Origin of the sequence: Lentzea sp. CC55, assembly GCF_021056325.1 — a bacterium.
GTDB lineage: Bacteria > Actinomycetota > Actinomycetes > Mycobacteriales > Pseudonocardiaceae > Lentzea > Lentzea jiangxiensis.
Genome location: NZ_JAJCXE010000017.1, coordinates 1 through 23107, shown reverse-complemented (window position 1 = coordinate 23107; position 23107 = coordinate 1). Strand labels below are relative to the sequence as shown.

Sequence of the window (23107 nt, the reverse complement as noted above, 5' to 3'; positions counted from 1 at the left end):
GGAACCGGACGGCGTCCCTACGGCTCCTGGAACGGCTTGGAGCCACCGGGAACGTCGTCCGGGAAGAGCGGGCAGCGGATCTCCGCCGTCAGGAACTTCCTGGTGAAACTCGAGAAAGTGCCGTCGTAGGACCACTTCTGCCGCATGTCCGTGATCATCACGGTCCACTCGTCCGGCTCTCCCCCGGTCACCCAGAGGCAGTGGTCGCCGTTCACGGTCATGCCCCAGGGCAGCAGGCCGGGGGACTCCGGGTGTGCCCGCAGACCCGGCTGGCGGCGCAACGCGCGCAACATCTTGGGCGCTGTTGACATCCAGTTCATGAAACCGGCACGCGCCGTTGGGTGGAGGATGCGAACGTAGCCACCGACGATGAGCGGCGGATAGGCCTCGACGAGGTGCACGTAGTCGCGGGGCAGCGCCGTGCCGACCCGCGCCCTGACCGCGTCCCAGTCAACCGGGTCCGGGCGCCTCTCGGGCGCTCCCAGCAGGTCGATCCACTCGTCAGGCGGCACCGCTCACCTCCGTGACCCTCAAGCATCGCCTGTGGCACTTGGGATTCGGTTGTACCGCAGTCCGGCGACGACCAGGGAGACGACCGCGTCGAACGCGTCCTGAATGTGAGGATTCCCCCACTCCTGGGCGTGAGCCGGGTGGTGGAACACCTGCGTCGCGTCCCACACCGCCTGCGCCGTCCTGCCGACGTCGTCCGTCACGAACTCGTGGGTATCCACTCCGGCCTGGATGATGCGCGTGAGCTGCCCCACGAGGTGCCCCAGGTGGTACTCGACGACGGCGCTGCTCTCGCCGACGAGCGTGCGGAACGTGGTGAACAGCTCCAGGTCCTCGGTGTGCGAGCGCCGCTTCTTGTCGAAGAGCTTCTGCAGCCACTCCTCGAGCATCCGCGAGGCGGGGACGTCCCGGTCGAACGCGGGCTCCATCTCCTCGTGGATCGCGTCGAGCCAGCGCCTGGTCACCGCCTCGCGCAGCGCGGCCTTGGTGGCGAAGTGGCGGTAGACGCTGCCGTGGCTGACCCCCAGCGCCTTGGCGACGTCGACCACCGTCGCCTTGGCGGGGCCGTACCTGCGCAGCACCTCTTCGGTCGCCGCGAGGATCGCCTCCGCGGTCAGCGCCTCCGCCACTTCCCACTCACCTCTCGCTGTCCAGCACGGCCATCTGCTCGGCCGCGTAGCGCGTGCCCGCAGCTGCCCCGGCAGGGACAACAGCCTCGATCTCCTGCAATTCCCGTTCGGTGAACGTCACGTCGACGGCACCGATCGCCTCCGTCAGCCTCGCACGCTTCGTCGTGCCGACAAGAGGCACCACGTCCTCACCGCGCGCCGCCACCCACGCGATGGCGAGCTGCGCGACCGTGACGCCCTTGTCCCGCGCGATCTCGCCGAGCTTGTCGACGAGGTCCTGGTTGCGGGTCAGGTTGTCGCCCTGGAACCGCGGCGCGTGGCCGCGCCAGTCATCCGCGCCGAGGGCGAGCGGGGTGGCGGAGATCAGGCCGCGCGACAGCACGCCGTACGCGGTGATGCCGATGCCGAGCTCGCGGGTGACCTGGAGGATCTCCCGCTCGACACCGCGTTCCAGCAGGCCGTACTCGATCTGCAGATCGGCGATCGGGTGCACGGCGTGGGCGCGGCGGATGGTCTCGGGCCCGACCTCGCTCAGGCCGATGTGCCGGACGCGGCCCTTCTCGACCTGCTCGGCGATGGCGCCGATGGTGTCCTCGATCGGCACGGCCGGGTCGAGGCGCGCCGGCCGGTAGACGTCGACGTGGTCGGTGCCGAGGCGCTGCAGCGAGTACGCGAGGAAGTTGGCCACGGCGGCCGGACGGGTGTCGAACCCGATGAACGCGCCGTCGGCGTCGCGCAGGCCGCCGAACTTGACGCTGAGCTGGGCCTCGTCGCGACGGCCCCTGATCGCCTCGGCGATGAGCATCTCGTTGTGGCCCTGGCCGTAGAAGTCACCGGTGTCGAGCAACGTGACACCCGCGTCCAGGGCGGCCCGCACGGTCGCGATGCTCTCGTCGCGGTCGGCCGGGCCGTAGGCGTGGGACATGCCCATGCAGCCCAGACCGAGGGCGGACACGACCGGACCGGTGGCTCCGAGCTGGCGCTTCTGCATTTCGAACCCCTTCGTCGCTTCGATGCCTCCAGCCTGCCGCAACAACTGACAGATTTCAATATCTGTCAGTCAATACTTGTTCGCACGATTGACAAAAGAGTTTTGAACGTTCAAAGTGTTTTTTGCGATGAGAGACGTGATCTACCTGGACCGGATGGAGCAGGCCGAGACCCTGCTCAAGCCGCAGCGCGTGGAGGTGCTGCGGCAGCTCGCCGCGCCGCGCTCGTGCACCGAGGTCGCCGAGGTGCTCGACCAGACGCCGCAACGCGTGCACTACCACGTCAAACAGCTGGTCAAGGCCGGTCTGGCCACCCAGGTCGCCGAGCGGAAGGTGCGCGGCGTCCAGGAGGGGCTCTACCAGGCCGTGGCGCGGTCGTACTGGCTGTCGCCCCGCCTGGTCGGCCGGATCGGAGCCCGCGACGAACTGGCCCTGGGGCACCTCGTGGACCTCGCGGAGCAGATCCAGGTCGACGTGGCGGCGCTCGACAGGTCGAGCGAGCTGCCGTCCGTCGGCGTGTCCGGGGAGATCCGGGTGCGGCCGGAGGAGCGTCAGGAGTTCCTGGCCGAGCTGCAGACGACGTTGCAGGACCTCTTCACCCGATACGGCGGCGCGGAAGGGGATGCGTTCCGCATCGCGCTCGCCTGCTACCCCAAGGGAGACGATCGATGAGCACCGGAGTTGTCCGCGTACGCACCACCGCCGACCCCGCCCGGATCCGCCGGGCGCTGACGACGGCCGACGACATGCGGGTGTGGCTCGCCGAACACGCCGACGTGGACCTCGAGCAGGGCGTCTACGAGTTCTGGGGTCGTTACACGCCGGAGGGCGAGCGCGGCCGGCAGAAGCTGCTGGAGGTCACCCCGACCGGTGTGCGCTTCTCGTGGCTGTTGCAGGGCACCGAGTACACGCTCGAACTCGGCGTGGAGGAGCGCGACGGCCAGACGCTGATCGTCGCGACGCAGTCGCCGTACCCGCAGTGGGGCGCGGGCATCGAGGACGAGGGCGGCGCGGGCGTCGTCCAGACGTTCTGGTCGCTGACGCTCGCGAACCTGGTCGAGCACGTCGAGGGCCGGCCGGTCTTCGCGTTGTGCGACTTCTCGACGCCGGAGCAGCGGATCGAGGTCGACATCGCGGCACCACCCGGTGCCGTCCTGCACGCGCTGACCGACGAGGAGGTGTTCGCGCGGTACTTCGGGGCGCGGTGCTCGATCGAGCCGCACGTCGGCGGCCGCTGGGCGATGGGCAGCTTCGAGGACGAGCCGAACCCGGCGAAGGTCGTCGCCCTCGACGAGGAGCACTTCGCGATCGAGTTCCCGGACGGGATGGTGTCGTCCTGGGAGCTGAAGGGCTCCGAGGGCAAGACGCGGCTGACGTTCGTGCAGAGCGGCTTCGACCCCGCCGACCCGCCCTACGGGTCGTGGCTGGGCTGGCTGTCCGGGTTCGCGGACATGCGCCGCATGCTGGAGGTACCCGGCTGGCGCCCGATGTGGCACTCCTACGAGGTCCCCGGACTGCCCGACGGCGTTCTCGTCCTCGAATAACCGGGCGAAAACCGGGCAGGTGAGAGCCAGATCATCCGGCTCCCACCTGCCCGAGCCTGGCTTTCAGCGGTTCGGAATCGATAACTTCGGAACCGTGCTCGACTCAGCGCGAATCACCGTGGCAGCCGTGTTGATCGCCTTCTCCGTGACGGCGTCGATCTTCTTCAGCTACTAGAACCAGGCCATCACGACGGCCGGGGAGGCCGCGAGGAGGCTGAACCTCGCGAAGCGGCCGACCATGCCGGTGGCGACGAACATCAGCGTCGACATGCCCGAGAGCCCGGCGAGCACGCTCGTCGCCATGAACGGCGGCACCCCCACCAGCGCGCTCACCCCGTGCGTGCCGGCCATCCAGTTCGGGTGTGCCCGGCACTTGGCGTGGATCCACTCGGCCCACCGGTGCGGGCGCGTGCCCGGTCCGAACCAGCGCCTCAGCCTCGACGGCTTGCCGCTGGGCTTGCGGTGCAGCAACTTCGGCAGGTGGATGTCGCCGCGCGCCGCGTAGAAGTACAGCAGCTTGCCCAGCACCTGGCCGACGGCGACCGAGGCGCCGACGATCCAGAACGACGTGTCCGGCCAGCGCGCGCAAAGCCCCAGGACGAACATCTCGATGCTGATCAGGGGAATGACGGCCGAGCCGAGCGCGACCCCGAAGGTGAGGCCAACCAAGGCGAGCACCGTGCCGAGGTTACACAGATGTCAGTCGTCGAGCCGGACGCTCAGCGGACCGGACACCCGGACCTCGCGCAGCGGACGCCCGGCAGCGTCCAGAGTGCGCACCGTGCCGTCCCCCGTCCAGCCCAGTCGCTCGTAGAAGTTCCTCGACGCCTTGTCCGCCTCCGGCACCCACGCGATGCCCCTGGTGGCCCCCGTCTCGCCCAGCCGCCTGCCGGCCTCCGCGACGAGCCGCGTGCCGTGACCCCTGCGGCCCCAGCGGGGTTCCACGAGGACGCTCAGGAGCGCCGTCGTCGCGGCGTCCTCCGGCAACGACCCGTCGGCCTTCGCCACCTCGTCCTCGGGCGCCTTGCTCGCCACGACGAACCCGACCGTCCACTCCCCCTCGGTCGCCTTCAGCACCGCGCCGAGCTGGATGGCGCTCGACCACGCGTCGTCGGTGTCGAGCGTGTCGAGCACCTCGGGCGGCAGCAGATCGGCGTAGGCGAGCCGCCAGGTCTCCCGGTGGATGCGGACGATCTCCGCGAGATCAGCAGCGGTGGCGGTGTGCACGCCGGCGTCGGCCATGGACGCACCTTAGCGACGCCGGAATTGTCAGGGGTGCGTGGCACCATCGCCCTCGTGCAGAGGATGAGTGCGGACGTGGCCCGCCGGATCGCGCTGGGCGCGCAAGGTTTCACCGACCCGAGGCCGTCGGTGGCCACACGCAGGCACCTGCAGCGAGTCCTGTCCCGCGTACAGCTGCTGCAGATCGACTCGGTGAACGTGGCCGTGCGCGCGCACTACATGCCGCTGTTCTCCCGCCTGGGCGCCTACGCGCCTTCGCTGCTCGACGAGGCCGCCTGGACGCACTCGGCCCGCAAGCCGCGCATGCTGGTCGAGACGTGGGCGCACGAGGCCTCCCTGGTGCCGGTCGCGGACTGGCCGTTGTTCCACTCCGGAGCCAAGAAGCGCGGCTGGTGGCAGAACTACCGGACGATCCTCGAACGCTCGCCGCAACTGGTGGACGACGTGCTCGCCGCCGTGAAGGAACTCGGCCCGATCGGCGCCGGCGCCCTGGAGAAGGCCCTGATGGGCGACTCCGGCCGCGCGAAGGGCCCGTGGTGGGACTGGTCCGAGGTCAAGCGCGTCTGCGAGGTCCTCTTCGGGGTCGGCGTCCTGACCACCGGCACCCGCCGCTCGTTCGAGCGCCTGTACGACCTGACCGAGCGCGTGATCCCGGCCGACGTCCTGGAGCGGAGGTACACGCCAGAGGAGGGCGCCCGCGAACTGGTCCGGCGCTCCGCCGTCGCGCTGGGTGTGGCCACCGAACCCGACCTGCGCGACTACTACCGCCTGGACCCCCGCCGCTCGCAGGCCGCCGTGGCGTCCCTGGTCGAGGAGGGCGTCCTCGAACCGGTGGCCGTCGACGGCTGGCGTGCCGCGGGCTACCGGCACCGCGACGCCTCCACGCCCCGCCGGGTCACCGGCCGCGCCCTGCTGTGCCCGTTCGACCCGCTGATCTGGGAGCGGGCCAGGACGGAGCGCATCTGGGGCTTCCGGTACCGCATCGAGATCTACGTGCCGGAGCCCAAGCGCGTGCACGGGTACTACGTGTTCCCGTTCCTTCTCGACGGGGAGCTGGTCGGCCGCGTGGACGTCAAGGCCGACCGGGCGGCGGGGGTGCTGCGGGTGCAGTCGGCCTGGGCCGAGGAGGGCGTGGACCGGCCTCGGGTGGCGGCCGAGCTGGCCGCGGAGCTGCGGCTGATGGCTGGCTGGCTCGGGCTGGAGGACGTGCTGGTCGTGCGGAAGGGCGACCTGGCGGCGGAACTGATCGCCGCGGTGCTCCGGGGGTAGCTCAGCCGCGCCGCACGAACCGGGCGACGCCCTCACCGACCGCGACGTGCCAGTGCAGGTGGCGGTTGTGCTGCTCGTCGCCCAGCGTGGTGAGCACCTGGCAGCCACCGTGCCGGTCGACCGCCTGCCGGGCGACGGCCTTGACGGTGGCGAGCAGTTCGAGGGCGAGGTCGTCGTCGAGTTCCAGCAGCGACGAAACGTGCCCGATGGGGATCACGATGACGTGGTCCACGCCGAAACCCGGCAGGGGTGGGCGGAAGGCGAGGGTGTTCGCGGTGCGGACGAGGACCTCGACGTCGGCTCTACCCGGGATGACCTCGTCGCAGTACCAGTCCGGTCCCATCCCGCCCCCGCAGTCGAGCTGGCGCAGGGGTCCCCTTGATCGGAAACGCCCGCATTTCACCGTACTCCGCGGCACCGGCAAGACCAGGCGTGCGGCTGGACCGCCTCCCACGCTTGGGGTCGCAGCACCCCGGCTGCACGGCGTCGACGAGCCCGCGACCACCGTCCCCGATCTGTTCGAAGCCCGCGGAGGACGCCCGCACCAGCACGGCTCACCACAGCGAAAAGCCCCGGACCGATGGGCCCGGGGCTTCGTTCACGAGTGCAGCTCGATCGCCTTCCGCATCGTCTGCCGCGCCCGGCCGCGGTCCCCCGCGACGTCGTACGCGTAGGCGAGGCGGAACCAGGTCCGCCAGTCGTCCGGCGAGGCCTCGACCTCGGCCCGCCGCTCCTCGAACCACGAGTCCGCGGCGTCCCGGTCGACCCGCCCGGACGGCCGGCGCGGCAGGTGCGAGACGTCCGGCAGCAGCCCGTCCGCGTCGAGCTCGCGGGCCATCTTCTCGGTCTCCCACCCGAAGCGCAGGTTCGAGTACACGAGCCACACGCCGAGCAGCGGCAGGATCAGCACGCCGACGCCGAGCAGGACGCCGACGACCTCGCCGGTCCGCAGCAGGGCCACCGCGCGACCGGCGAGCAGGACGAAGTAGACCGCGAGGGCCGCGATCAGCAGCCCTACCGTCAGCCTGACCTTCACAGGTCGAGGTACTTGTCGAGACCGACGGCCAGGCCCGGCCGCGACACGACCTCCCGCACGCCCAGCACCACGCCGGGCATGAAGGAGGTGCGGTGCAACGAGTCCTGGCGGATGGTCAGCGTCTCGCTCTCGCCGCCGAACACGACCTCCTGGTGCGCGATCATGCCGGAGATCCGCAGCGAGTGGACCCGCACACCGTCGACGACGGCGCCGCGCGCACCCGGCTCCTCCTGCGTGGTCGCGTCGGGCATGGGGTCCATGCCGGAACGCGCCGCCGCGATCAGGCGGGCCGTGTGCGCGGCCGTGCCCGAGGGGGCATCGGCCTTGCGCGGGTGGTGCAGCTCGATGATCTCGGCCGACTCGTAGTAGCGGGCGGCGATCTCCGAGAAGCGCATGAGCAGGACGGCGCCGATGCCGAAGTTCGGCGCCACCAGCACGCCGACGGACGGCTTGTCCGCCAGCAGTGCCGCGACCGCGTCCAGCTTGGCCTGGTCGAACCCGGAGGTGCCGACGACGCAGTGGATCCCGGCGCCGATGCAGAACTCCAGGTTGCCCATCACCACGTCGGGGTGCGTGAAGTCGACGACGACCTGCGCGCCGGAATCCACCAGGGTCCGCAGCGGGTCGTCGGCGTCGATGGCCGCCACGACCTCCATGTCCTTCGCGGCCTCGACCGCGCGGACCACCTCGGAACCCATGCGGCCCCGCGCGCCGAGAACTCCGACGCGAATCATGCAATCACCTCGTGTACCTGGTCCGGCAGATCGTCGGCGTGATCGTAAGGGCCGACCACGGCCGCGGCGACGGGACGGCGCAGCAGATCACGTGCGAGCAGCGCCACCTCGTCGGCCGACACCGCGTCGATGCACGCCAAAGTCGCCTCCACGCTCAGGTGGTCGCCGTAGTTCAGCTCGGACTTGCCGATGCGCGACATCCGGGAGCTGGTGTCCTCCAGCCCCAGCACCAGAGCACCGCGCAGCTGGCCCTTGCCGCGCGCCACCTCGGCGTCCGACAGGCCACCGCGCGCCACGTCCACGAGCACCTCGCGGATGACGCCGGCGGTCTCACCCAGGCGGTCCGGCTGGCAGCCCGCGTAGACGGCGAACGTGCCGGTGTCCGCGTAGAGCCCGACCGACGAGTACACCTGGTAGGCCAGGCCCCGCCGCTCGCGCACCTCCTGGAACAGCCGGGAGCTCATGCCACCGCCGACGGCCGCGTTCAGCACGTTCAACGCGAACCGGCGCTCGTCGTGGCGGTCGAGCCCCTTCATGCCGAGCATCATGTGCGCCTGCTCGGTGTCGTCGGTGTGCAGCACCAGCTTGCGGGCGTCGGCGATGCGCGCGCGGCCCGCCCGGGGCGCCACCGCGCTGCCCTGCTTCGCCAACCGGTCGCCGATCGCCTTGCGCACCAGGCGCATCACGTGCGCGTGCTCGATGTTGCCCGCGACCGAGAACACCATGCGCGGCAACGTGTAGTTCTTCTTGTAGAACGAGAAGAGGTTGTCCCGCTGCATGTCCTGGATGGACTTCTCGGTGCCGAGGACGGGACGGCCCAGCGCGTGCCCGCCGAACAACGCCTCGATGAAGGCGTCGTGCAGCAGGTCCTCGGGGTCGTCGTCGCGCATCGCGATCTCTTCGAGCACGACACCGCGTTCGGTCTCGAAGTCGCGCGGACCGCACACGGCCTCGAACACCACGTCCGCGACGAGGTCCACCGCGAGCGGCAGGTCTTCGTCCAGGACGTGCGCGTAGTAGCAGGTGTGCTCCTTCGCGGTGAACGCGTTCAGCTCGCCGCCGACCGCGTCGATCTCCTCCGCGATGGCCGCCGCCGTGCGCCGCGACGTCCCCTTGAACAGCAGGTGTTCGAGGTAGTGCGCGGCACCCGCTACCTCGGGCCGTTCGTCACGGGACCCGACCTGCACCCACAGCCCGACCGAGGCGGACCGCACGCCGGGGATGCGCTCGGTGATGACCCGCAGGCCCGAGGGCAGCGTGCTGCGCCGCACCTCGGAGCCCGCGGACGTCTCGAGCACCCGCGTGCTGCCGGGCTTCTGGAGGTGGCCCAGCACGGGAGTACGCGGACGGCCGCGGGTGGATGCACCCGCGGCCGTCACGTTGTTGCTCGTCGCACTCACTGCGCGGGAGCCGCCTCGGCAGCAGCGTCCTCGGCGGCAGCGGGGGTCTCAGCCGGCTTCGCGGCGTCCTCGGACACCACGATCAGGCTGATCTTGCCGCGCTGGTCGATGTCGGCGATCTCGACGCGGAGCTTGTCGCCGATCTTGACGACGTCCTCCACCTTCGCGATGCGCTTGCCGTTGCCCAGCTTCGAGATGTGGACGAGGCCGTCCTTGCCGGGCAGCAGCGAGACGAACGCGCCGAACGCGGCCGTCTTCACCACGGTGCCCAGGAAGCGCTCGCCGACCTTCGGCAGCTGCGGGTTCGCGATCGCGTTGATCATGCCGATCGCGGCCTCGGCCGAGGGGCCGTCCGCCGCACCGACGTAGATCGTGCCGTCGTCCTCGATGGAGATGTCGGCACCGGTCTGCTCGGTGATCGAGTTGATCATCTTGCCCTTCGGGCCGATGACCTCGCCGATCTTGTCGGTCGGGATCTTGACCGACGTGACGCGCGGGGCGAAGGCGCTCATCTCGTCCGGGTCGGAGATGGCCTCGGCCATGACCTCGAGGATCGTGTAGCGCGCGTCGCGGGCCTGGCCCAGCGCCGCCGCCAGCACCTCGGACGGGATGCCGTCGAGCTTCGTGTCGAGCTGGAGCGCCGTCACGAACTCCTTGGTGCCCGCGACCTTGAAGTCCATGTCGCCGAACGCGTCCTCGGCACCGAGGATGTCGGTCAGCGCCACGTACTCGGTCTTGCCGTCGACCTCGTCGGAGACGAGACCCATCGCGATGCCGGAGACCGGCGCCTTCAGCGGGACACCCGCGTTCAGCAGCGACAGCGTCGAGGCGCAGACCGAGCCCATGGACGTCGAGCCGTTGGAGCCGAGGGCCTCGGACACCTGGCGGATCGCGTACGGGAACTCGTCGCGCTTCGGGAGCACCGGCATGAGCGCGCGCTCGGCCAGTGCGCCGTGGCCGATCTCGCGGCGCTTCGGCGACCCCACGCGGCCGGTCTCACCGGTCGAGTAGGGCGGGAAGTTGTAGTGGTGCAGGTAGCGCTTGTGCGTCTCGGGGGACAGCGAGTCGATCTGCTGCTCCATGCGCAGCATGTTCAGCGTGGTGACACCCAGGATCTGGGTCTCGCCGCGCTCGAACAGCGCCGAGCCGTGCGTCCTCGGGATCACGGCCACCTCGGCACCGAGGTCGCGGATGTCGGTGAGACCGCGGCCGTCGATGCGGACCTTGTCGCGCAGGATCCGCTGGCGCACGAGCTTCTTGGTCAGCGAGCGGAACGCGGCGCCGACCTCCTTCTCGCGACCCTCGAACTGCTCGGCCAGCTTCTCGAGCGTGGCGGCCTTGATCTCGTCGAGCGTGTTCTCGCGCTCCTGCTTGCCCGCGATGGTCAGCGCCTGGGCGAGCTCGCCGGAAGCGGCGGCCTCGACGGCCTCGAACGCGTCCGGCTGGTAGGCCGGGTACGTCGGGAACTCACCGGTCGCCTTCGCGGCGACCTGGGCGAGCTGCGCCTGGGCCTCGCAGAGGACCTTGATGAACGGCTTGGAGGCCTCGAGACCCGCGGCCACGACCTCCTCGGTGGGGGCGGTGGCGCCCTCGCCGATCAGGTCGATCACGTTCTCGGTGGCCTCGGCCTCGACCATCATGATCGCGACGTCGCCGGAGGGGACCACGCGGCCCGCGACGACCATGTCGAACACGGCCTTCTCGAGCTGCTCGTGGGTCGGGAACGCCACCCACTGGCCCTCGATCAGCGCGACGCGGACGCCACCGATCGGGCCGGAGAACGGCAGGCCCGCGAGCTGCGTGGACGCGGACGCGGCGTTGATCGCCACGACGTCGTACAGGTCGGCCGGGTTGAGGCTCATGACCGTGATGACGACCTGGATCTCGTTGCGCAGACCGTCCACGAAGGACGGGCGCAGCGGACGGTCGATCAGGCGGCAGGTGAGGATGGCGTCCGTGCTCGGACGGCCCTCACGCCGGAAGAACGAGCCGGGGATGCGGCCCGCGGCGTACATGCGCTCCTCGACGTCCACCGTGAGGGGGAAGAAGTCGAAGTGCTCCTTGGGGTGCTTCGACGCCGTCGTGGCGCTCAGAAGCATCGTGTCGTCGTCCAGGTACGCCACCACGCTGCCGGCGGCCTGACGCGCGAGGCGCCCGGTCTCGAAGCGGATGGAGCGCGAGCCGAACTTGCCGTTGTCGATAACGGCAGTCGCCTCGTGAACTTCAATGTCCGTCATATACTTGTTGCTCCTCGTCTTTTGGACTCCGCACGCGCGATTTTGACGAGGCCGGTCTTCGATCGAAGTCCTCTGGGGCGTTCCACCAGAGGGCCACTACCGAGGACCGGCGCGGAAACTGCTTCACGCGACGCGGGTCCTGTTTTTCTTCCTCTTTGCAACCAGGGATCTGTATACACCCGGTTGTGCGCGGAGGGGGAGTGACCGGCCGGTCACTCCCCCTCCGCGTGAATCACCTGCGCAGACCGAGGCGCTGGATCAGCGCGCGGTAGCGGTTGATGTCCACCTTGGTCAGGTAGTTCAGCAGACGGCGGCGACGGCCGACCATCAGCAGGAGACCACGGCGGGAGTGGTGGTCGTGCTTGTGCTGCTTGAGGTGCTCGGTGAGGTCGGCGATGCGCTTGCTCAGCAGAGCGACCTGCGCCTCGGTCGAGCCCGTGTCCGAGTCGTGCAGACCGTACTCACCGAGGATGGACTTCTTCTGATCCGTGGACAGTGCCACTAGGTACTTCTCCTACTTGTTCAGGTCCGTGCGGCCCCACGCCCGCCGAATTGCTGGCCGGGGTAGCCGGTACTGGCCGCCACGGACCGCAGCCAGACCCAACTGCGAAGGCTATCAGGCAGAGCGCTCATCGGCGCGTTGACGTGCGCAACCCCACCCGCTCCACGGGTGTGTGGACGCCGTCCGCGCTGCTCACGAGCACTGCTTCCGACGGCTGCCACGGGCTGCTCAGGAACTCCGGCATCGCCTGGCCCTGGTAGCCGTACGCGACCGTCAGGTGCGCGAACCAAGTGTCGTCCGCGCCCGCTGCTCTTGCCAACTCATTTAGGTCGCCGTCGATTCCCGCCCACAGGACTCTCCCGCGGAAATCGCCGAAGTTCCTGAGCCGCAGCCGTGGCACCTCGTGCCCCTCGAGCGCCCGGAAGCGCTCCCCATCTGCGGTTTCACCGTGGAAGCACAACGTGATGTGCCACTTCTTCGGCTTCGTCCACGCCAGGCCCAGATCGCGGTCCAGCACGGCGTCGAGCTCGGAGACCACGTTCGGCGGCGGGTAGAGGGCGGTGAAGAACTTCACCTGCCGGCGGCCCGGATGACGCGGCGGAAGAGGTCGGCGATGGCGGGGAAGTCGTCGGAGAGCAGGTCGGCGGCCTGCTGGAGCTCGGTGCGGTCGGCGACGCGGCGCAACACGGGGTACGCGACGCTCTCGTCACCGTTGACCGGCAACGAGTCACGGGACACCGTCGGCTTGGACTCGCGCACGTCGTCGAGCGCGCGCTGCAACGCCTCCGGCGCCCCGGTGGCCACGTCCGGTGTGAGGACCTTGCGCTCCAGCATGATCATCCGGGCGAGCACGGCCGGGTTGCCGATCTTGGCGCGGCGACCGCTCATCACCTGGCTGAGCATGGGCGCGCTGATGCCGAGGACGTCCGCGAGCTGGGCCTGGGAGACGTTGAAGGCCACGACCAACCGGCGCACTCGGTCGCCCAGGGGCTCCCCGTACCACTCCCGCTGCAGGGCGAGGTTGCGCTGAACGATCTTGTGGTCCTCCACGTTGGCCTCTCCCGTAGCCCGCACTCCTGAGCGCATCCTGCCAGCACAACCGCTCTCAGATGCCCACTTCGCCTGATCTGACGGTCACGACTCCGCCAGCAGTTCCCTCGTCCGGTCCACGTCCCGGTGCATCTGTTCGAGCAGTGCCTCGACGGAGTCGTACTTCTCCATCTCGCGCAGCCGTTCGACGAAATCCACGGCCACGCGCTGGCCGTAGTAGTCCTCGTCCACGTCGAGCACGAACGCCTCGACCCGCCGCTCCCGCCCGGAGAACGTGGGGTTGGTGCCGACGCTCACCGCGGCCTTGAGCGTCTTGCCCTTGGCGTCGGTGAACCAGCACGCGTAGATGCCGTCCGCGGGCACGGCGGCGAACTTCGGCGTCGACAGGTTCGCGGTCGGGAACCCGAGGTCCTTGCCCCGCCCGTCGCCCTTGACGACGATCCCCTCCAGCCGGTGCGGCTTGCCCAGCGCCTCGGCCGCCGCTTTCACGTCCCCCGCGTCGATGCACGCGCGGATGTAGGTCGACGAGTAGGTGAGGTCGTCAGCGGACACCAGGTCAGCCCCCTCTGTCACGAATCCGAACCGCTGTCCGAGCTGGCGCAGCAAGGCGACGTCACCGGCGGCCTTGTGCCCGAAGGTGAAGTTCTCCCCCACCACGACCGCCGCCGCGTGCAACTTCTCGACCAGCACCTCGTGCACGAACTGGTCCGCGGGCATCCGGCTGGTCTCGAGGGTGAACGGCACCACGACGAAGTGGTCGATCCCGAGCGCCTCGACCAGCTCGGCCCGCCGCCGCAGCGTGGTGAGCTGCGCGGGGTGGCTGCCGGGACGCACCACCTCGGAGGGGTGCGGGTCGAACGTCATCAGCACACCGGGCAGACCACGCTGCCGCGCGAGGTCGACTGCCCTGCCGATGAGGGCTTGGTGGCCTTTGTGGACACCGTCGAACACGCCGATGGTCACCACGCAGCGGCCCCAGCCGCCGGGGAGGTGGTCTAGTCCGCGCCAGCGTTGCACGCCGATCAGCCTACGACGCCCGCCGGGCCCGGCGACCGACCGCCTCACGACCGGGCCGGACTCGGGCGCGGCTCAGCCGGCGGGGCTCAGCACCACCACGGGTTTGCAGGCCGTGCCCTCGTCCTTCGCCAACGCGATGACATGCCCATCAGGCCCGAACACCCCATAGGTCCCATCGATCCCACCGGCGCGCAACCGCTGGCCGTGCGACAGGGCCGAAGCCTCACCTGGATCGATCTCCCGGCGCGGGAACGCCGTGGCCACGGCGGCGTCGAGGTCCAGCGACAGGCCGGGTGTCTCCTCCAGCTGCTGCAACGTCCGGGCCACGCGCAGATCGAACGGCCCCACCCTCGTGCGCCGCAACGCCCCCAGGTGCCCGCCGACGCCCAAGGCGGCACCGAGGTCGCGGGCCAACGCGCGCACGTAGGTGCCGGAGGAGCACTCGACCATCACGTCGAGTAGCACCTGTTTGTCCTCACGGCGCGAAAACAGCACGTCGAACCGATGCACGGTCACGGGGCGTGCGGGGATCTCGACCTGTTCGCCGGCGCGGACGCGGGCGTAGGCGCGCTTGCCGTCGATCTTCACCGCGGACACGGCGGACGGCACCTGCTGGATCGGGCCGGTCAGCTTCGCCACCTCGGCGGCGACCGCGTCGTCGGCCACCCCCGAAGCGTCCACTGTGGACAGCACCTCGCCCTCGGCGTCGTCCGTGGTGGTGGACGCGCCGAGCACGATGGTCGCGAGGTAGGCCTTGCTGTCGAGCGCGAGGTGCCCGAGGAGCTTCGTCGCGCGCTCGATGCCGAGCACGAGCACGCCGGTCGCCATCGGGTCGAGGGTTCCCGCGTGGCCGACCTTGCGGGTGCCGAGGATCCTGCGCACACGCGCCACCACGTCGTGCGAGGTCATGCCGTCCGGCTTGTCGACGACGACCAGGCCCGGTGCAACAGAGGGTTTCACGGCGGGAAATCCTAAGCGACGCGCAGAGCGTCCCAACGGCGACGCCGGATCTGCACCGGCACGGTCTCCCCGCGCTCCTCCGCCTCGAACACGGCGGCCCGCGCGCGACGCCACCAGACGAGCATCCGCCAGCCGCCGAGCACGAGCACCAGCACGAGGAAGCTCAAGGCGACGCGGAACGCCGTGACGGGCGCCAGCACGCCCTCGAGGAGGTCGAGCAGCACACCGATGCCCAGCGCCGAGACCGTCACCGCGAGGAAGCCCCCGACGTTGACCAGACCGCTGGCCGTGGACTGCCGGTGTGACGGGTTGTAGTCGCGGGCCAGGGCGAACGCCACGCCCGAGATCGGCCCGCCCACCGTCAGCACGAGGAACACCGCGGCGATGACCGGCGCCGGCACGTGCCCGCCCGGCCACAGCAGCAGCACGGCCCAGCCGGTCAGGGCGAAGCCCAGGAAGCCGACCGAGATCGGCATCCGCCACTCGGGGTTGCGCGAGAACAGCCCGCCGATGACCGGTCCCGTCACGATCGCGCCGATCACGAGCAGTCCCAGCGTCGACGACGCGGCGTTGGGCGACATGCCCTGCGCCTGCACGAGGTACGGGTAGCCCCACAGCAGGCCGATGACGGCCGGCGTCGACATGGTGCTGAAGTGCGCCCAGAACCCGAGCCGGGTGCCGGGCACGCTCCACGCCTGCCGCACCTTCGGCCAGATCTTGCGCAACGGCACGGGTTCCGGCATCGGCGCGACGAACCCGGCGGGCACGTCGCGCACCCGCAGGAACGCCACGGCGGAGTAGAGCGCGGTGGCGCCACCCGCGATGAGGAACGCCCACGTCCAGCCGATCGAGCCGAGCATCAGCGTCAGCGGCACGGTGGCGACGAGGTTGCCGACGCCGCCGATCGCGGCCGTGACCGCGACGACGAGCGAGTACTGGCGCGGCGGGAAGTGCGTGGCGACGAGGCGGATCACGCTGATGAACGTCATCGCGTCACCCATGCCGAGCACGGCCCGCGCGACGAGACCCAGCGGGTAGGAGCCCGCGATGGCGAAGAGCACCTGACCGGTGCCCATGAGCAGGGCGGCGGCGGTGAGCACGCGGCGCGGCCCGTAACGGTCCACCAGCAGGCCGGTGGGGATCTGCATGAGGGCGTAGACACCGATCTGCAGCACGGTGAACACACCGAGCTGGGCGGGTCCGAGCCCGAAGCGTTCGCTCGCCTCCAGTCCGGCCACGCCGAGCGTGGTCCTGTGGAACAGGGCGGCGAAGTAGACGAGTACGGCGGTGGTCCAGATCAGCCACGAGGCCCGGGTGGCGCGATCGACCGGCGGCAAGAGAGCACTCTCCCCAGGTAGGAGTCAGGCGGATATTAGTTACATCGCCTAAACAACCTTTTTGGTGACGATTCCATGCCGTGAGGTCGGCCACAGGGCCCGTTCGGGAGTGCGGTGGCGGGCCCTGCTCACCCCTGCCGGACGGCGCCCTCCACGGCCCACTCCCCCGACCGCGTGCGCCACAGCACGGCCAGCAGCCGCAGCACCATGAACGCCGACAGCCCGGACCAGATGCCCGCGAGGCCCCACCCGAACGCGTGCGACGCCCACACCAGTGGCAGGAAGCCGGCCACCGCCGAGCCGAGCGTCGCGGTCCGCATGAACTTCACGTCACCGGCGCCGAGCAGCACCCCGTCCAACGCGAACACCACGCCCGCGATCGGTTGCAGCGCAACGAAGAACCACCACGCGTGCGGGATCTCCGCCAGCACGCCCGCGTCGGAGGTGAACGCCCGCGGCAGCACGGTGAACAGCGCCGCGAACACCACCCCGAGGCCGATGCCGAACACCAGCCCGTACCGGGTGACCTGCCACGCCAGCTCCTCCGCCTGCCGGCGCTTCGACGCCCCCAGTGCCGCCCCGACGAGGGACTGCGCCGCGATGGCCAGCGAGTCGAGGACGAGCGCGAGGAACGTCCACAGCTGCAACACGACCTGATGCGCGCCCAACGCCCCGACGGACGTACGCGCCGCCACGGAAGCCGCGCTGATGAAGCACGCCTGGAACGCCAAGCTCCGCAACACCAGGTCGCGCCCCATGCCGAGCTGCGCGCGCATGGCGGGCCACTGCGGCTTCAACGGCACGTGCTCCGCGAACAACGCGCGGAAGAAGAGCCCGGCCGACAGCAGCTGCGCCACGACGTTCGCGACCGCGGAGCCCTCCAGCCCCCAGCCCGCGCCGTAGACGAGCGCGGGACACAGCACCGCGCTGATGCCGTTGCCGATCAGGATGTACTTCAACGGCCGTTTGGTGTCCTGAACACCACGCATCCACCCGTTGCCGGCCATCGTGACGAGGATGAACGGCGCACCGAACAACGCGATGCGCACCCATTCGACGGCCGCGTCCGCGACAGCGCCGTCACCCGCGAGCAGCTCCGCCAGCGGACGCGCGAACACCTGCCCGAGCAGCACCACGAGCACACCGGCGGCGAGCGCGAGCCACGTCGCCTGAACGCCCTCCTCGACGGCCTCCCGGCGCCGCCCGGCACCGTGCAACCGGGCCGTGCGTGCCGTTGTGCCGTACGACAGGAACGTCAGCTGCGTCGACACCTGCGTGAGCAGCACACCGCCGAGCGCGAGCCCGGCCAGCGGCAACGCCCCCAGGTGACCGACCACCGCCGTGTCGACGAGCACGTACAACGGCTCCGCCGCCAAGACCCCCAGGGCAGGCACCGCCAGCCCGATCACCCGCCGAGCGGGAACCCGATCCTCCACCTCACGAACCTAAGCGCTGACGAGTGCGCCCGTGCGGTGACGGCGGCCACTCACGACCGCTGGGGCAGCCCGAACACCCGCTCCCGCGCCACGGCGAGAGCCGAGTGCAACGCCCCCGACCGCACCGGCTTCGCGGTGATCTGCGCCAGGTGCACCGGCGTCCTCGGCACGACGAGCTTCACCAGCTCGGCCGCCACGAGGTCGCACAACGTCTCGCCTCCCGCGTGCGCCACCGCACCGGACAGCAGCACCAGCTCCGGGTCGAGCACGCACACGACGTTCGCCAGCCCGAGCGCGATCCGGTGCGCCAGGGCGGCGAGGAACGCCTTGCCCTCGGTGCCCGCGTTCAGCGCGTGCGCGACGGCCTCGAGCCCGGTCGGCCGCACGATGCCGTACTCCGCCGCGAGTTCGACGATCGCGTCGCTGTCGACCTGGTCGCCGTAGCGCCCGCCGGGCACCTGCATCGAGTCGATCTCACCAGCACCGCCGGTGACGCCGCGCAGCAGCACGCCGTTGACGACGACCGCGGAGCCGATCTCGTCCGCGGGCCAGAACAGCACGAAGTTCCGCACGCCGACGGCCTTGCCGGAGCTCATCTCCTCCAGCGCGGCGAGGTTGATGTCGTTCTCGATCGACACCGACGTCCCGAGCAGCTCGCGCAACGTCGACGGCAGGTCCACGTCGACGAGCCCCGGCAGGTGCGGCGCGAACCCGAGGTGCCCGGTGGAGGGGTCGACCGCGCCCGGTGTGCCGACCACGACGTGCGCCAACGCGTCGAGCGACAGCCCGGCCAGCGCCGCGGCCTTCTGCACCGTCTCCCGCACCACCCGCAGGGTGTTCTCCCCGGGCATCGGCGCGCTGTGCTCGGCCAGCAACGACCCGGTGATGTCCGCGACCGCCACGTCGATCAGCTCGGCCGACAACGCCACGGCCGCGACGTATCCCACGCCCCCGTTGACGGCCCACATCTGCGCTCGCGGCCCGCGCCCGCCACCGCGCAACCCGGTGCGGACGACCATGCCGTCCTCCTCGAGCCGCGCCAGCAGCTGGGCGGTCGCGGGCTTCGAGAGCCCGATCACCTCTTCCAGCTCGGCGCGCGTCATCGCGCCCGTGCGCAACAACGTCTCGATCGCGGCCCGGTCGTTGATCTCCCGCAGCAGCCGCGGACTCCCCGTCCGTGTCATGACCCCACCTGCTCCAACGCGCCCTTCACGGCGGCGACGACCTGCTCCGCGGCCCCGTCGAACGTGAACCCGGCCGCCAGCCGGTGCCCGCCACCCCCGAGGACCTGCGCCACCTCGCGGACGTCGACCCGGCTGACCGCGCGCAGCGACACCGACCAGAAGCCGGGCCTGAGTTCCTTCAGCACCGCCGCGACCTCGGCCTCGGAGGTGGAGCGCACGACGTCGATCACGCTCTCGACCTCTTCACTGCGAACACCGCGGGCGTCGTCCAGACCCACGACCGCATGCACGAGCCCCAGTCCGTGCGCCGCCTTCGGGTCGAATTCGGCTTTGGCCAGAACCTTCGACAACATGCCGAGATACGCGAACGGGTGCGAGTCCATCAACGGCCGCGTGACGGCGTACGCGTCCACTCCGGTCTCCAGCAACCGGGCGGCCGTCCGGTGCGCCTCGGGCCCCGCCTTGCGGAAACCCCCGGTGTCCGTCACGAGGCCCGCGTAGATGCAGCGCGCGATCGGCTCGTCGATCTCGACGTCCATCTCGTCGAGCAGCTTGAGTGCGATGAGCGCCGTGGCTTCGGCGTGCTCGTCGATGCAGTGCACCGTCCCGTAGCGCGTGTTCGACACGTGGTGGTCGACGACGATCACGGGCCCACGGGCGTTCGCGACGCGATCCCCCAACGGCCCCAGCCGCTGCACGCTGCCCGTGTCCAGGACGACCAGGAGCTCGGGCGCCTCGGGCACCTCGTCGCGGTGGACGAGCAACCCTGCCGTGTCCAACGCCTTCAGGCTCTCGGGCACGGCCTCCGGCTCACCGAACGCCACCCGCACCGCCACCCCGCGCCGGTGCAGCGCGAGCCCCACCGCCAGAGCGCTCCCGAGCGTGTCGGCGTCGGGGTTGATGTGACTGAGAAGGGTCACATCACGGGCGCCGGCCAGCAACCGCGCGGCCTCGGCAATGGTGGTGCTCAGGTCGTCTGCCACAGGGAGACGTTAGCCGCTAACTGTCCAAAAGTGCTGTGCGGGACCCTCGGACAAGACAGTTTCCATCCGATTGCAGCGCGAGCGTGCCAAGTGGACTGTTCACGACAACGGCAGGGCGGACGCGGTGAACCGCGTCCGCCCTGGTCACGAGCAGAGATCCGGACGAGGTCAGTCCTCGTCCTCGTCGTCCTCACGAGGAGCCTTGTACGGGTCGGCCTCTCCGGCGGGAGAAGCTCCCACCGCGCGCCGGGCCACCTCGGCGTCGGCCGCCTGGGCCTTCGCCAGCAGCTCGTCCATCTTCCGGGCCGCGTCCGGCACGGTGTCCGTCATGAACGTCAGCGTCGGCGTGAACCGGACGCCGGTCTGAGCGCCCACCAGGGAGCGCAGGACACCCTTGGCCTTCTCGAGGGCCGCGGCGGCACCGGCGTAGTCGGGTTCGACGTCCAGGCGCTCGCCCAGAACGGTGTAGTACACGGTCGCGTCGTGCAGGTCCCCGGTCACCTTGGTGTCGGTGATCGTGACCCTGGCCAGGCGCGGATCCTTGACCTCGTGCTCCAGAGCCGAAGCGACGATCTGCGAGATCCGCTTGGCGAGCTTGCGGGCACGTGCCGTGTCGGCCACGAGCCTCCCCTTCCTAATCGTCCTCCGGCCCGACGAGACGCGTCCGGGCGGAGAGCAGTTCGAGTTCGGGCCGTCCCGCGACCAGCCTTTCACAGCCGGCCAGGACGTCCCTGACATGCGCCGCGTCGGCCGAGACCACGGCGACACCGATCAACGCGCGCCGGTGCAGGTCCTGGTGACCTGCTTCGGACGCGGCGACCTCGAAGCGCTTGCGCAGTTCGGCCACCACGGGCCGGACCACCGAGCGCTTCTCCTTCAACGAGTGGACGTCACCCAAGAGCAAGTCCAGTTCCAGAGCACCCACGTACATGAGCGAGATCCTCCAGAAGAAAGGGGTGCGAAGCCACTGGTTAAAGCGGCTTCGCACCCCCTCACCCACCGACTAGGCGCGCGGCTTCTCGCGCATCTCGAAGGTCTCGATGATGTCTTCCAGCTTGAGGTCGCTGTAGTTGCCGAGCGTGAGACCACACTCGAAACCTTCGCGAACCTCGGTGGCGTCGTCCTTGAACCGCTTGAGCGAGCTGATCGGGAGGTTCTCCGCGATCACCTTGCCGTCACGGAGCAGGCGAGCACGCGCGTTGCGGCGGATCTCGCCCGACAGGACCATGCAACCCGCGATCGTGCCGACCTTGGAGGACTTGAAGACGTCGCGGATCTCGGCGCGGCCGAGCTGGACCTCTTCGTACTCCGGCTTGAGGAGACCCTTGAGGGCCGCCTCGATCTCGTCGATCGCCTGGTAGATGACCGTGTAGTACCGGACGTCCACACCTTCGCGGTTCGCGAGTTCGGTCGCCTTGCCCTCGGCCCGGACGTTGAAGCCCAGGACGATGGCGGAACCGGCCACGGCGAGGTTGATGTCGCCTTCGGTGATGCCACCGACGCCGCGGTGGATCACGCGCAGCTCGACGTCGTCGCCGACCTCGATCTTCATGAGCGCGTCCTCGAGGGCCTCGACGGTACCCGAGTTGTCACCCTTGATGATCAAGGTGAGAGCGCTGGTTTCCTTGAGCGCGGCGTCCAGGTCTTCCAGGCTGACGCGCTTGCGCTTCGCCGCGTTGGCGGCGTTGCGGGTGCGGGCCTGACGACGCTCGGCGATCTGGCGGGCCACCCGGTCCTCGTCGACGACGAGGAACGAGTCGCCGGCGCGCGGCACCGAGGTCAGACCGATGACCTGCACCGGACGCGACGGGGTCGCGACGGTGACGTCATCGCCGTGCTCGTCGACCATGCGGCGGACGCGACCGTACGCGTCACCCGCGACGATCGAGGAGCCGACGCGGAGCGAACCGCGCTGCACGAGCACCGTGGCGACCGGACCGCGACCGCGGTCGAGGTGCGCCTCGATCGCGACACCCTGGGCCTCCATGTCCGGGTTGGCCCGGAGGTCCAGCGAAGCATCGGCGGTCAACAGGATGGCCTCGAGGAGGTTGTCGATGTTGATGCCCTGCTTGGCCGAGATGTCGACGAACATCGTGTCGCCGCCGTACTCCTCGGCGACGAGGCCGTACTCCGTCAGCTGCTGACGGATCTTGGAGGGGTTCGCACCCTCCTTGTCGATCTTGTTGACCGCGACCACGATCGGCGCCTGAGCGGCCTGCGCGTGGTTGATCGCTTCCACGGTCTGCGGCATGACGCCGTCGTCGGCGGCGACGACGATGACCGCGATGTCGGTCGCGTTCGCACCACGGGCACGCATGGCGGTGAACGCCTCGTGACCCGGGGTGTCGATGAAGGTGATGAGCCGCGGGTTGCCCTCGAGCTCGGTCTCCACCTGGTACGCGCCGATGTGCTGGGTGATGCCACCGGCCTCGCCCTCGTGCACCTTCGCCTTGCGGATGGTGTCGAGCAGGCGGGTCTTGCCGTGGTCGACGTGACCCATGACGGTCACGACCGGCGGGCGGACCTGCAGGTCGTCCTCGTCACCGGCGTCCTCGCCGTAGGTGATGTCGAACGTCTCGAGCAGCTCGCGGTCCTCCTCCTCGGGGGACACGACCTGCACGACGTAGTTCATCTCGGTGCCGAGCAGCTCCAAGATCTCGTCGGACACCGACTGGGTCGCCGTGACCATCTCGCCCAGGTGGAAGAGCACCTGCACGAGCGACGCCGGGTTGGCGTTGATCTTGTCGGCGAAGTCGGTCAGCGAGGCACCGCGCGGCAGGCGGATCGTCTCGCCGCTGCCCTTGGGCAGGCGGACGCCACCGACCGAAGGCGCCTGCATGTTGTCCATGTACTCCTGGCGCTTCTGCCGCTTGGACTTGCGTCCACGGCGCGCCGGACCACCCGGACGACCGAAGGCACCAGCGGTGCCGCCGCGACCAGCGCCGCCACCACCGGGGCGACCGCGGAAACCGCCGCCACCAGCGGGCGCGCCGCCACCACCACCGGCACCACCGGGACGGAAGCCACCGCCACCGCCACCGCCGCCAC

25 protein-coding genes are annotated in these 23107 nt (G+C 70.1%); 3 read left to right on the top strand and 22 right to left on the bottom strand.

The window, feature by feature from the left end; all coding sequences use genetic code 11:
- Window positions 1-17 precede the first annotated feature (17 nt).
- The 3 genes from L6E10_RS10780 to L6E10_RS10770 are packed head-to-tail and all read right to left on the bottom strand — an operon-like array spanning window position 18 to window position 2130.
- Window positions 18-512, bottom strand: a complete 495-nt coding sequence (locus L6E10_RS10780; RefSeq protein WP_236219296.1) for a hypothetical protein — start codon at window positions 510-512, stop codon at window positions 18-20.
- Window positions 513-530: 18 nt separating this feature from the next.
- The gene (locus tag L6E10_RS10775) at window positions 531-1139 is read right to left on the bottom strand and encodes a TetR family transcriptional regulator (protein WP_236219294.1); all 609 of its coding nucleotides are present in this window, start codon (window positions 1137-1139) and stop codon (window positions 531-533) included.
- A gap of 7 nt (window positions 1140-1146) precedes the next feature.
- Window positions 1147-2130: an aldo/keto reductase gene (locus tag L6E10_RS10770; protein WP_236219292.1), complete on the bottom strand. Its 984-nt coding sequence runs from the start codon at window positions 2128-2130 to the stop codon at window positions 1147-1149.
- 127 nt (window positions 2131-2257) lie between these two features.
- Between L6E10_RS10770 and L6E10_RS10765 the strand changes: the two genes are divergently transcribed.
- Complete coding sequence (locus L6E10_RS10765; RefSeq protein ID WP_236219290.1) at window positions 2258-2800, top strand: helix-turn-helix domain-containing protein; 543 nt, start codon at window positions 2258-2260, stop codon at window positions 2798-2800.
- Window positions 2797-3672, top strand: a complete 876-nt coding sequence (locus L6E10_RS10760; RefSeq protein WP_236219288.1) for an SRPBCC family protein — start codon at window positions 2797-2799, stop codon at window positions 3670-3672. Before L6E10_RS10765 ends, L6E10_RS10760 begins: the two co-directional genes overlap by 4 nt.
- A gap of 171 nt (window positions 3673-3843) precedes the next feature.
- On the opposite strand, the gene L6E10_RS10755 is transcribed toward L6E10_RS10760, so the two are convergent.
- Window positions 3844-4341: a hypothetical protein gene (locus L6E10_RS10755; RefSeq protein WP_236219402.1), complete on the bottom strand. Its 498-nt coding sequence runs from the start codon at window positions 4339-4341 to the stop codon at window positions 3844-3846.
- Between the two features lie 30 nt (window positions 4342-4371).
- Window positions 4372-4914, bottom strand: a complete 543-nt coding sequence (locus tag L6E10_RS10750; protein ID WP_236219286.1) for a GNAT family N-acetyltransferase — start codon at window positions 4912-4914, stop codon at window positions 4372-4374.
- Between the two features lie 63 nt (window positions 4915-4977).
- Between L6E10_RS10750 and L6E10_RS10745 the strand changes: the two genes are divergently transcribed.
- Window positions 4978-6183: a winged helix-turn-helix domain-containing protein gene (locus tag L6E10_RS10745; RefSeq protein ID WP_236219400.1), complete on the top strand. Its 1206-nt coding sequence runs from the start codon at window positions 4978-4980 to the stop codon at window positions 6181-6183.
- A gap of 1 nt (window position 6184) precedes the next feature.
- Here the strand turns inward: L6E10_RS10745 and L6E10_RS10740 are convergent, their stop codons facing one another.
- The 17 genes from L6E10_RS10740 to infB all read right to left on the bottom strand — a co-directional run.
- Complete coding sequence (locus L6E10_RS10740; protein ID WP_236219284.1) at window positions 6185-6526, bottom strand: HIT domain-containing protein; 342 nt, start codon at window positions 6524-6526, stop codon at window positions 6185-6187.
- Between the two features lie 255 nt (window positions 6527-6781).
- Window positions 6782-7219, bottom strand: a complete 438-nt coding sequence (locus L6E10_RS10735; RefSeq protein WP_236219282.1) for a hypothetical protein — start codon at window positions 7217-7219, stop codon at window positions 6782-6784.
- Entirely contained in the window at window positions 7216-7953 is a 738-nt protein-coding gene (gene dapB / locus L6E10_RS10730; protein ID WP_236219280.1) for a 4-hydroxy-tetrahydrodipicolinate reductase, read from the bottom strand. The genes L6E10_RS10735 and dapB overlap by 4 nt, the downstream gene beginning before the upstream one ends.
- The gene (locus L6E10_RS10725; RefSeq protein WP_236219278.1) at window positions 7950-9332 is read right to left on the bottom strand and encodes a pitrilysin family protein; all 1383 of its coding nucleotides are present in this window, start codon (window positions 9330-9332) and stop codon (window positions 7950-7952) included. Before L6E10_RS10725 ends, dapB begins: the two co-directional genes overlap by 4 nt.
- A gap of 17 nt (window positions 9333-9349) precedes the next feature.
- Window positions 9350-11590 carry a polyribonucleotide nucleotidyltransferase gene (locus L6E10_RS10720; RefSeq protein ID WP_236219276.1) on the bottom strand — a complete coding sequence of 747 codons (2241 nt, stop codon included), beginning with the start codon at window positions 11588-11590 and terminating at the stop codon, window positions 9350-9352.
- A 232-nt stretch (window positions 11591-11822) separates the two neighbouring features.
- Complete coding sequence (rpsO, locus tag L6E10_RS10715; protein WP_045318466.1) at window positions 11823-12092, bottom strand: 30S ribosomal protein S15; 270 nt, start codon at window positions 12090-12092, stop codon at window positions 11823-11825.
- 127 nt (window positions 12093-12219) lie between these two features.
- On the bottom strand, window positions 12220-12666 hold the full coding sequence (locus tag L6E10_RS10710) for a 2'-5' RNA ligase family protein (protein WP_236219274.1): 447 nt from the start codon (window positions 12664-12666) through the stop codon (window positions 12220-12222).
- Complete coding sequence (locus L6E10_RS10705; RefSeq protein ID WP_090095551.1) at window positions 12663-13142, bottom strand: helix-turn-helix domain-containing protein; 480 nt, start codon at window positions 13140-13142, stop codon at window positions 12663-12665. The genes L6E10_RS10710 and L6E10_RS10705 overlap by 4 nt, the downstream gene beginning before the upstream one ends.
- Before the next feature lie 84 nt (window positions 13143-13226).
- Complete coding sequence (locus L6E10_RS10700) at window positions 13227-14159, bottom strand: bifunctional riboflavin kinase/FAD synthetase (protein WP_236219272.1); 933 nt, start codon at window positions 14157-14159, stop codon at window positions 13227-13229.
- A gap of 72 nt (window positions 14160-14231) precedes the next feature.
- Window positions 14232-15119, bottom strand: coding sequence for a tRNA pseudouridine(55) synthase TruB (truB, locus tag L6E10_RS10695; protein WP_308102769.1), 888 nt, complete (start codon window positions 15117-15119; stop codon window positions 14232-14234).
- A gap of 11 nt (window positions 15120-15130) precedes the next feature.
- The gene (locus L6E10_RS10690) at window positions 15131-16456 is read right to left on the bottom strand and encodes a nitrate/nitrite transporter (RefSeq protein WP_236219271.1); all 1326 of its coding nucleotides are present in this window, start codon (window positions 16454-16456) and stop codon (window positions 15131-15133) included.
- A 128-nt stretch (window positions 16457-16584) separates the two neighbouring features.
- A complete protein-coding gene (locus tag L6E10_RS10685) occupies window positions 16585-17892 on the bottom strand; it encodes an MATE family efflux transporter (protein ID WP_236219269.1) in 1308 nt (435 codons plus the stop codon).
- Between the two features lie 50 nt (window positions 17893-17942).
- Window positions 17943-19076 (bottom strand): ROK family transcriptional regulator, encoded by a 1134-nt coding sequence (locus L6E10_RS10680; protein WP_236219267.1) that lies wholly within the window; start codon window positions 19074-19076, stop codon window positions 17943-17945.
- Window positions 19073-20059 (bottom strand): bifunctional oligoribonuclease/PAP phosphatase NrnA, encoded by a 987-nt coding sequence (locus L6E10_RS10675; RefSeq protein ID WP_236219265.1) that lies wholly within the window; start codon window positions 20057-20059, stop codon window positions 19073-19075. Before L6E10_RS10675 ends, L6E10_RS10680 begins: the two co-directional genes overlap by 4 nt.
- A 168-nt stretch (window positions 20060-20227) precedes the next feature.
- The gene (rbfA, locus tag L6E10_RS10670; protein WP_236219263.1) at window positions 20228-20680 is read right to left on the bottom strand and encodes a 30S ribosome-binding factor RbfA; all 453 of its coding nucleotides are present in this window, start codon (window positions 20678-20680) and stop codon (window positions 20228-20230) included.
- Between the two features lie 13 nt (window positions 20681-20693).
- Window positions 20694-20990, bottom strand: coding sequence for a DUF503 domain-containing protein (locus L6E10_RS10665; RefSeq protein WP_236219261.1), 297 nt, complete (start codon window positions 20988-20990; stop codon window positions 20694-20696).
- 72 nt (window positions 20991-21062) lie between these two features.
- Window positions 21063-23107, bottom strand: a 2045-nt coding sequence (gene infB, locus L6E10_RS10660) for a translation initiation factor IF-2 (protein WP_236219259.1), incomplete at its 5' end; no start/stop codon positions are given.

Bases quoted from the DNA above. Each gene is read 5' to 3' on its own strand.
- L6E10_RS10770 (WP_236219292.1), bottom strand. From the start codon at position 2,130: ATGCAGAAGCGCCAGCTCGGAGCCACCGGTCCGGTCGTGTCCGCCCTC.
- L6E10_RS10765 (WP_236219290.1), top strand. From the start codon at position 2,258: ATGAGAGACGTGATCTACCTGGACCGGATGGAGCAGGCCGAGACCCTG.
- L6E10_RS10760 (WP_236219288.1), top strand. From the start codon at position 2,797: ATGAGCACCGGAGTTGTCCGCGTACGCACCACCGCCGACCCCGCCCGG.
- L6E10_RS10750 (WP_236219286.1), bottom strand. From the start codon at position 4,914: ATGGCCGACGCCGGCGTGCACACCGCCACCGCTGCTGATCTCGCGGAG.
- L6E10_RS10745 (WP_236219400.1), top strand. From the start codon at position 4,978: ATGAGTGCGGACGTGGCCCGCCGGATCGCGCTGGGCGCGCAAGGTTTC.
- L6E10_RS10740 (WP_236219284.1), bottom strand. From the start codon at position 6,526: ATGGGACCGGACTGGTACTGCGACGAGGTCATCCCGGGTAGAGCCGAC.
- dapB (WP_236219280.1), bottom strand. From the start codon at position 7,953: ATGATTCGCGTCGGAGTTCTCGGCGCGCGGGGCCGCATGGGTTCCGAG.
- L6E10_RS10720 (WP_236219276.1), bottom strand. From the start codon at position 11,590: ATGACGGACATTGAAGTTCACGAGGCGACTGCCGTTATCGACAACGGC.
- L6E10_RS10680 (WP_236219267.1), bottom strand. From the start codon at position 19,076: ATGACACGGACGGGGAGTCCGCGGCTGCTGCGGGAGATCAACGACCGG.
- L6E10_RS10665 (WP_236219261.1), bottom strand. From the start codon at position 20,990: ATGTACGTGGGTGCTCTGGAACTGGACTTGCTCTTGGGTGACGTCCAC.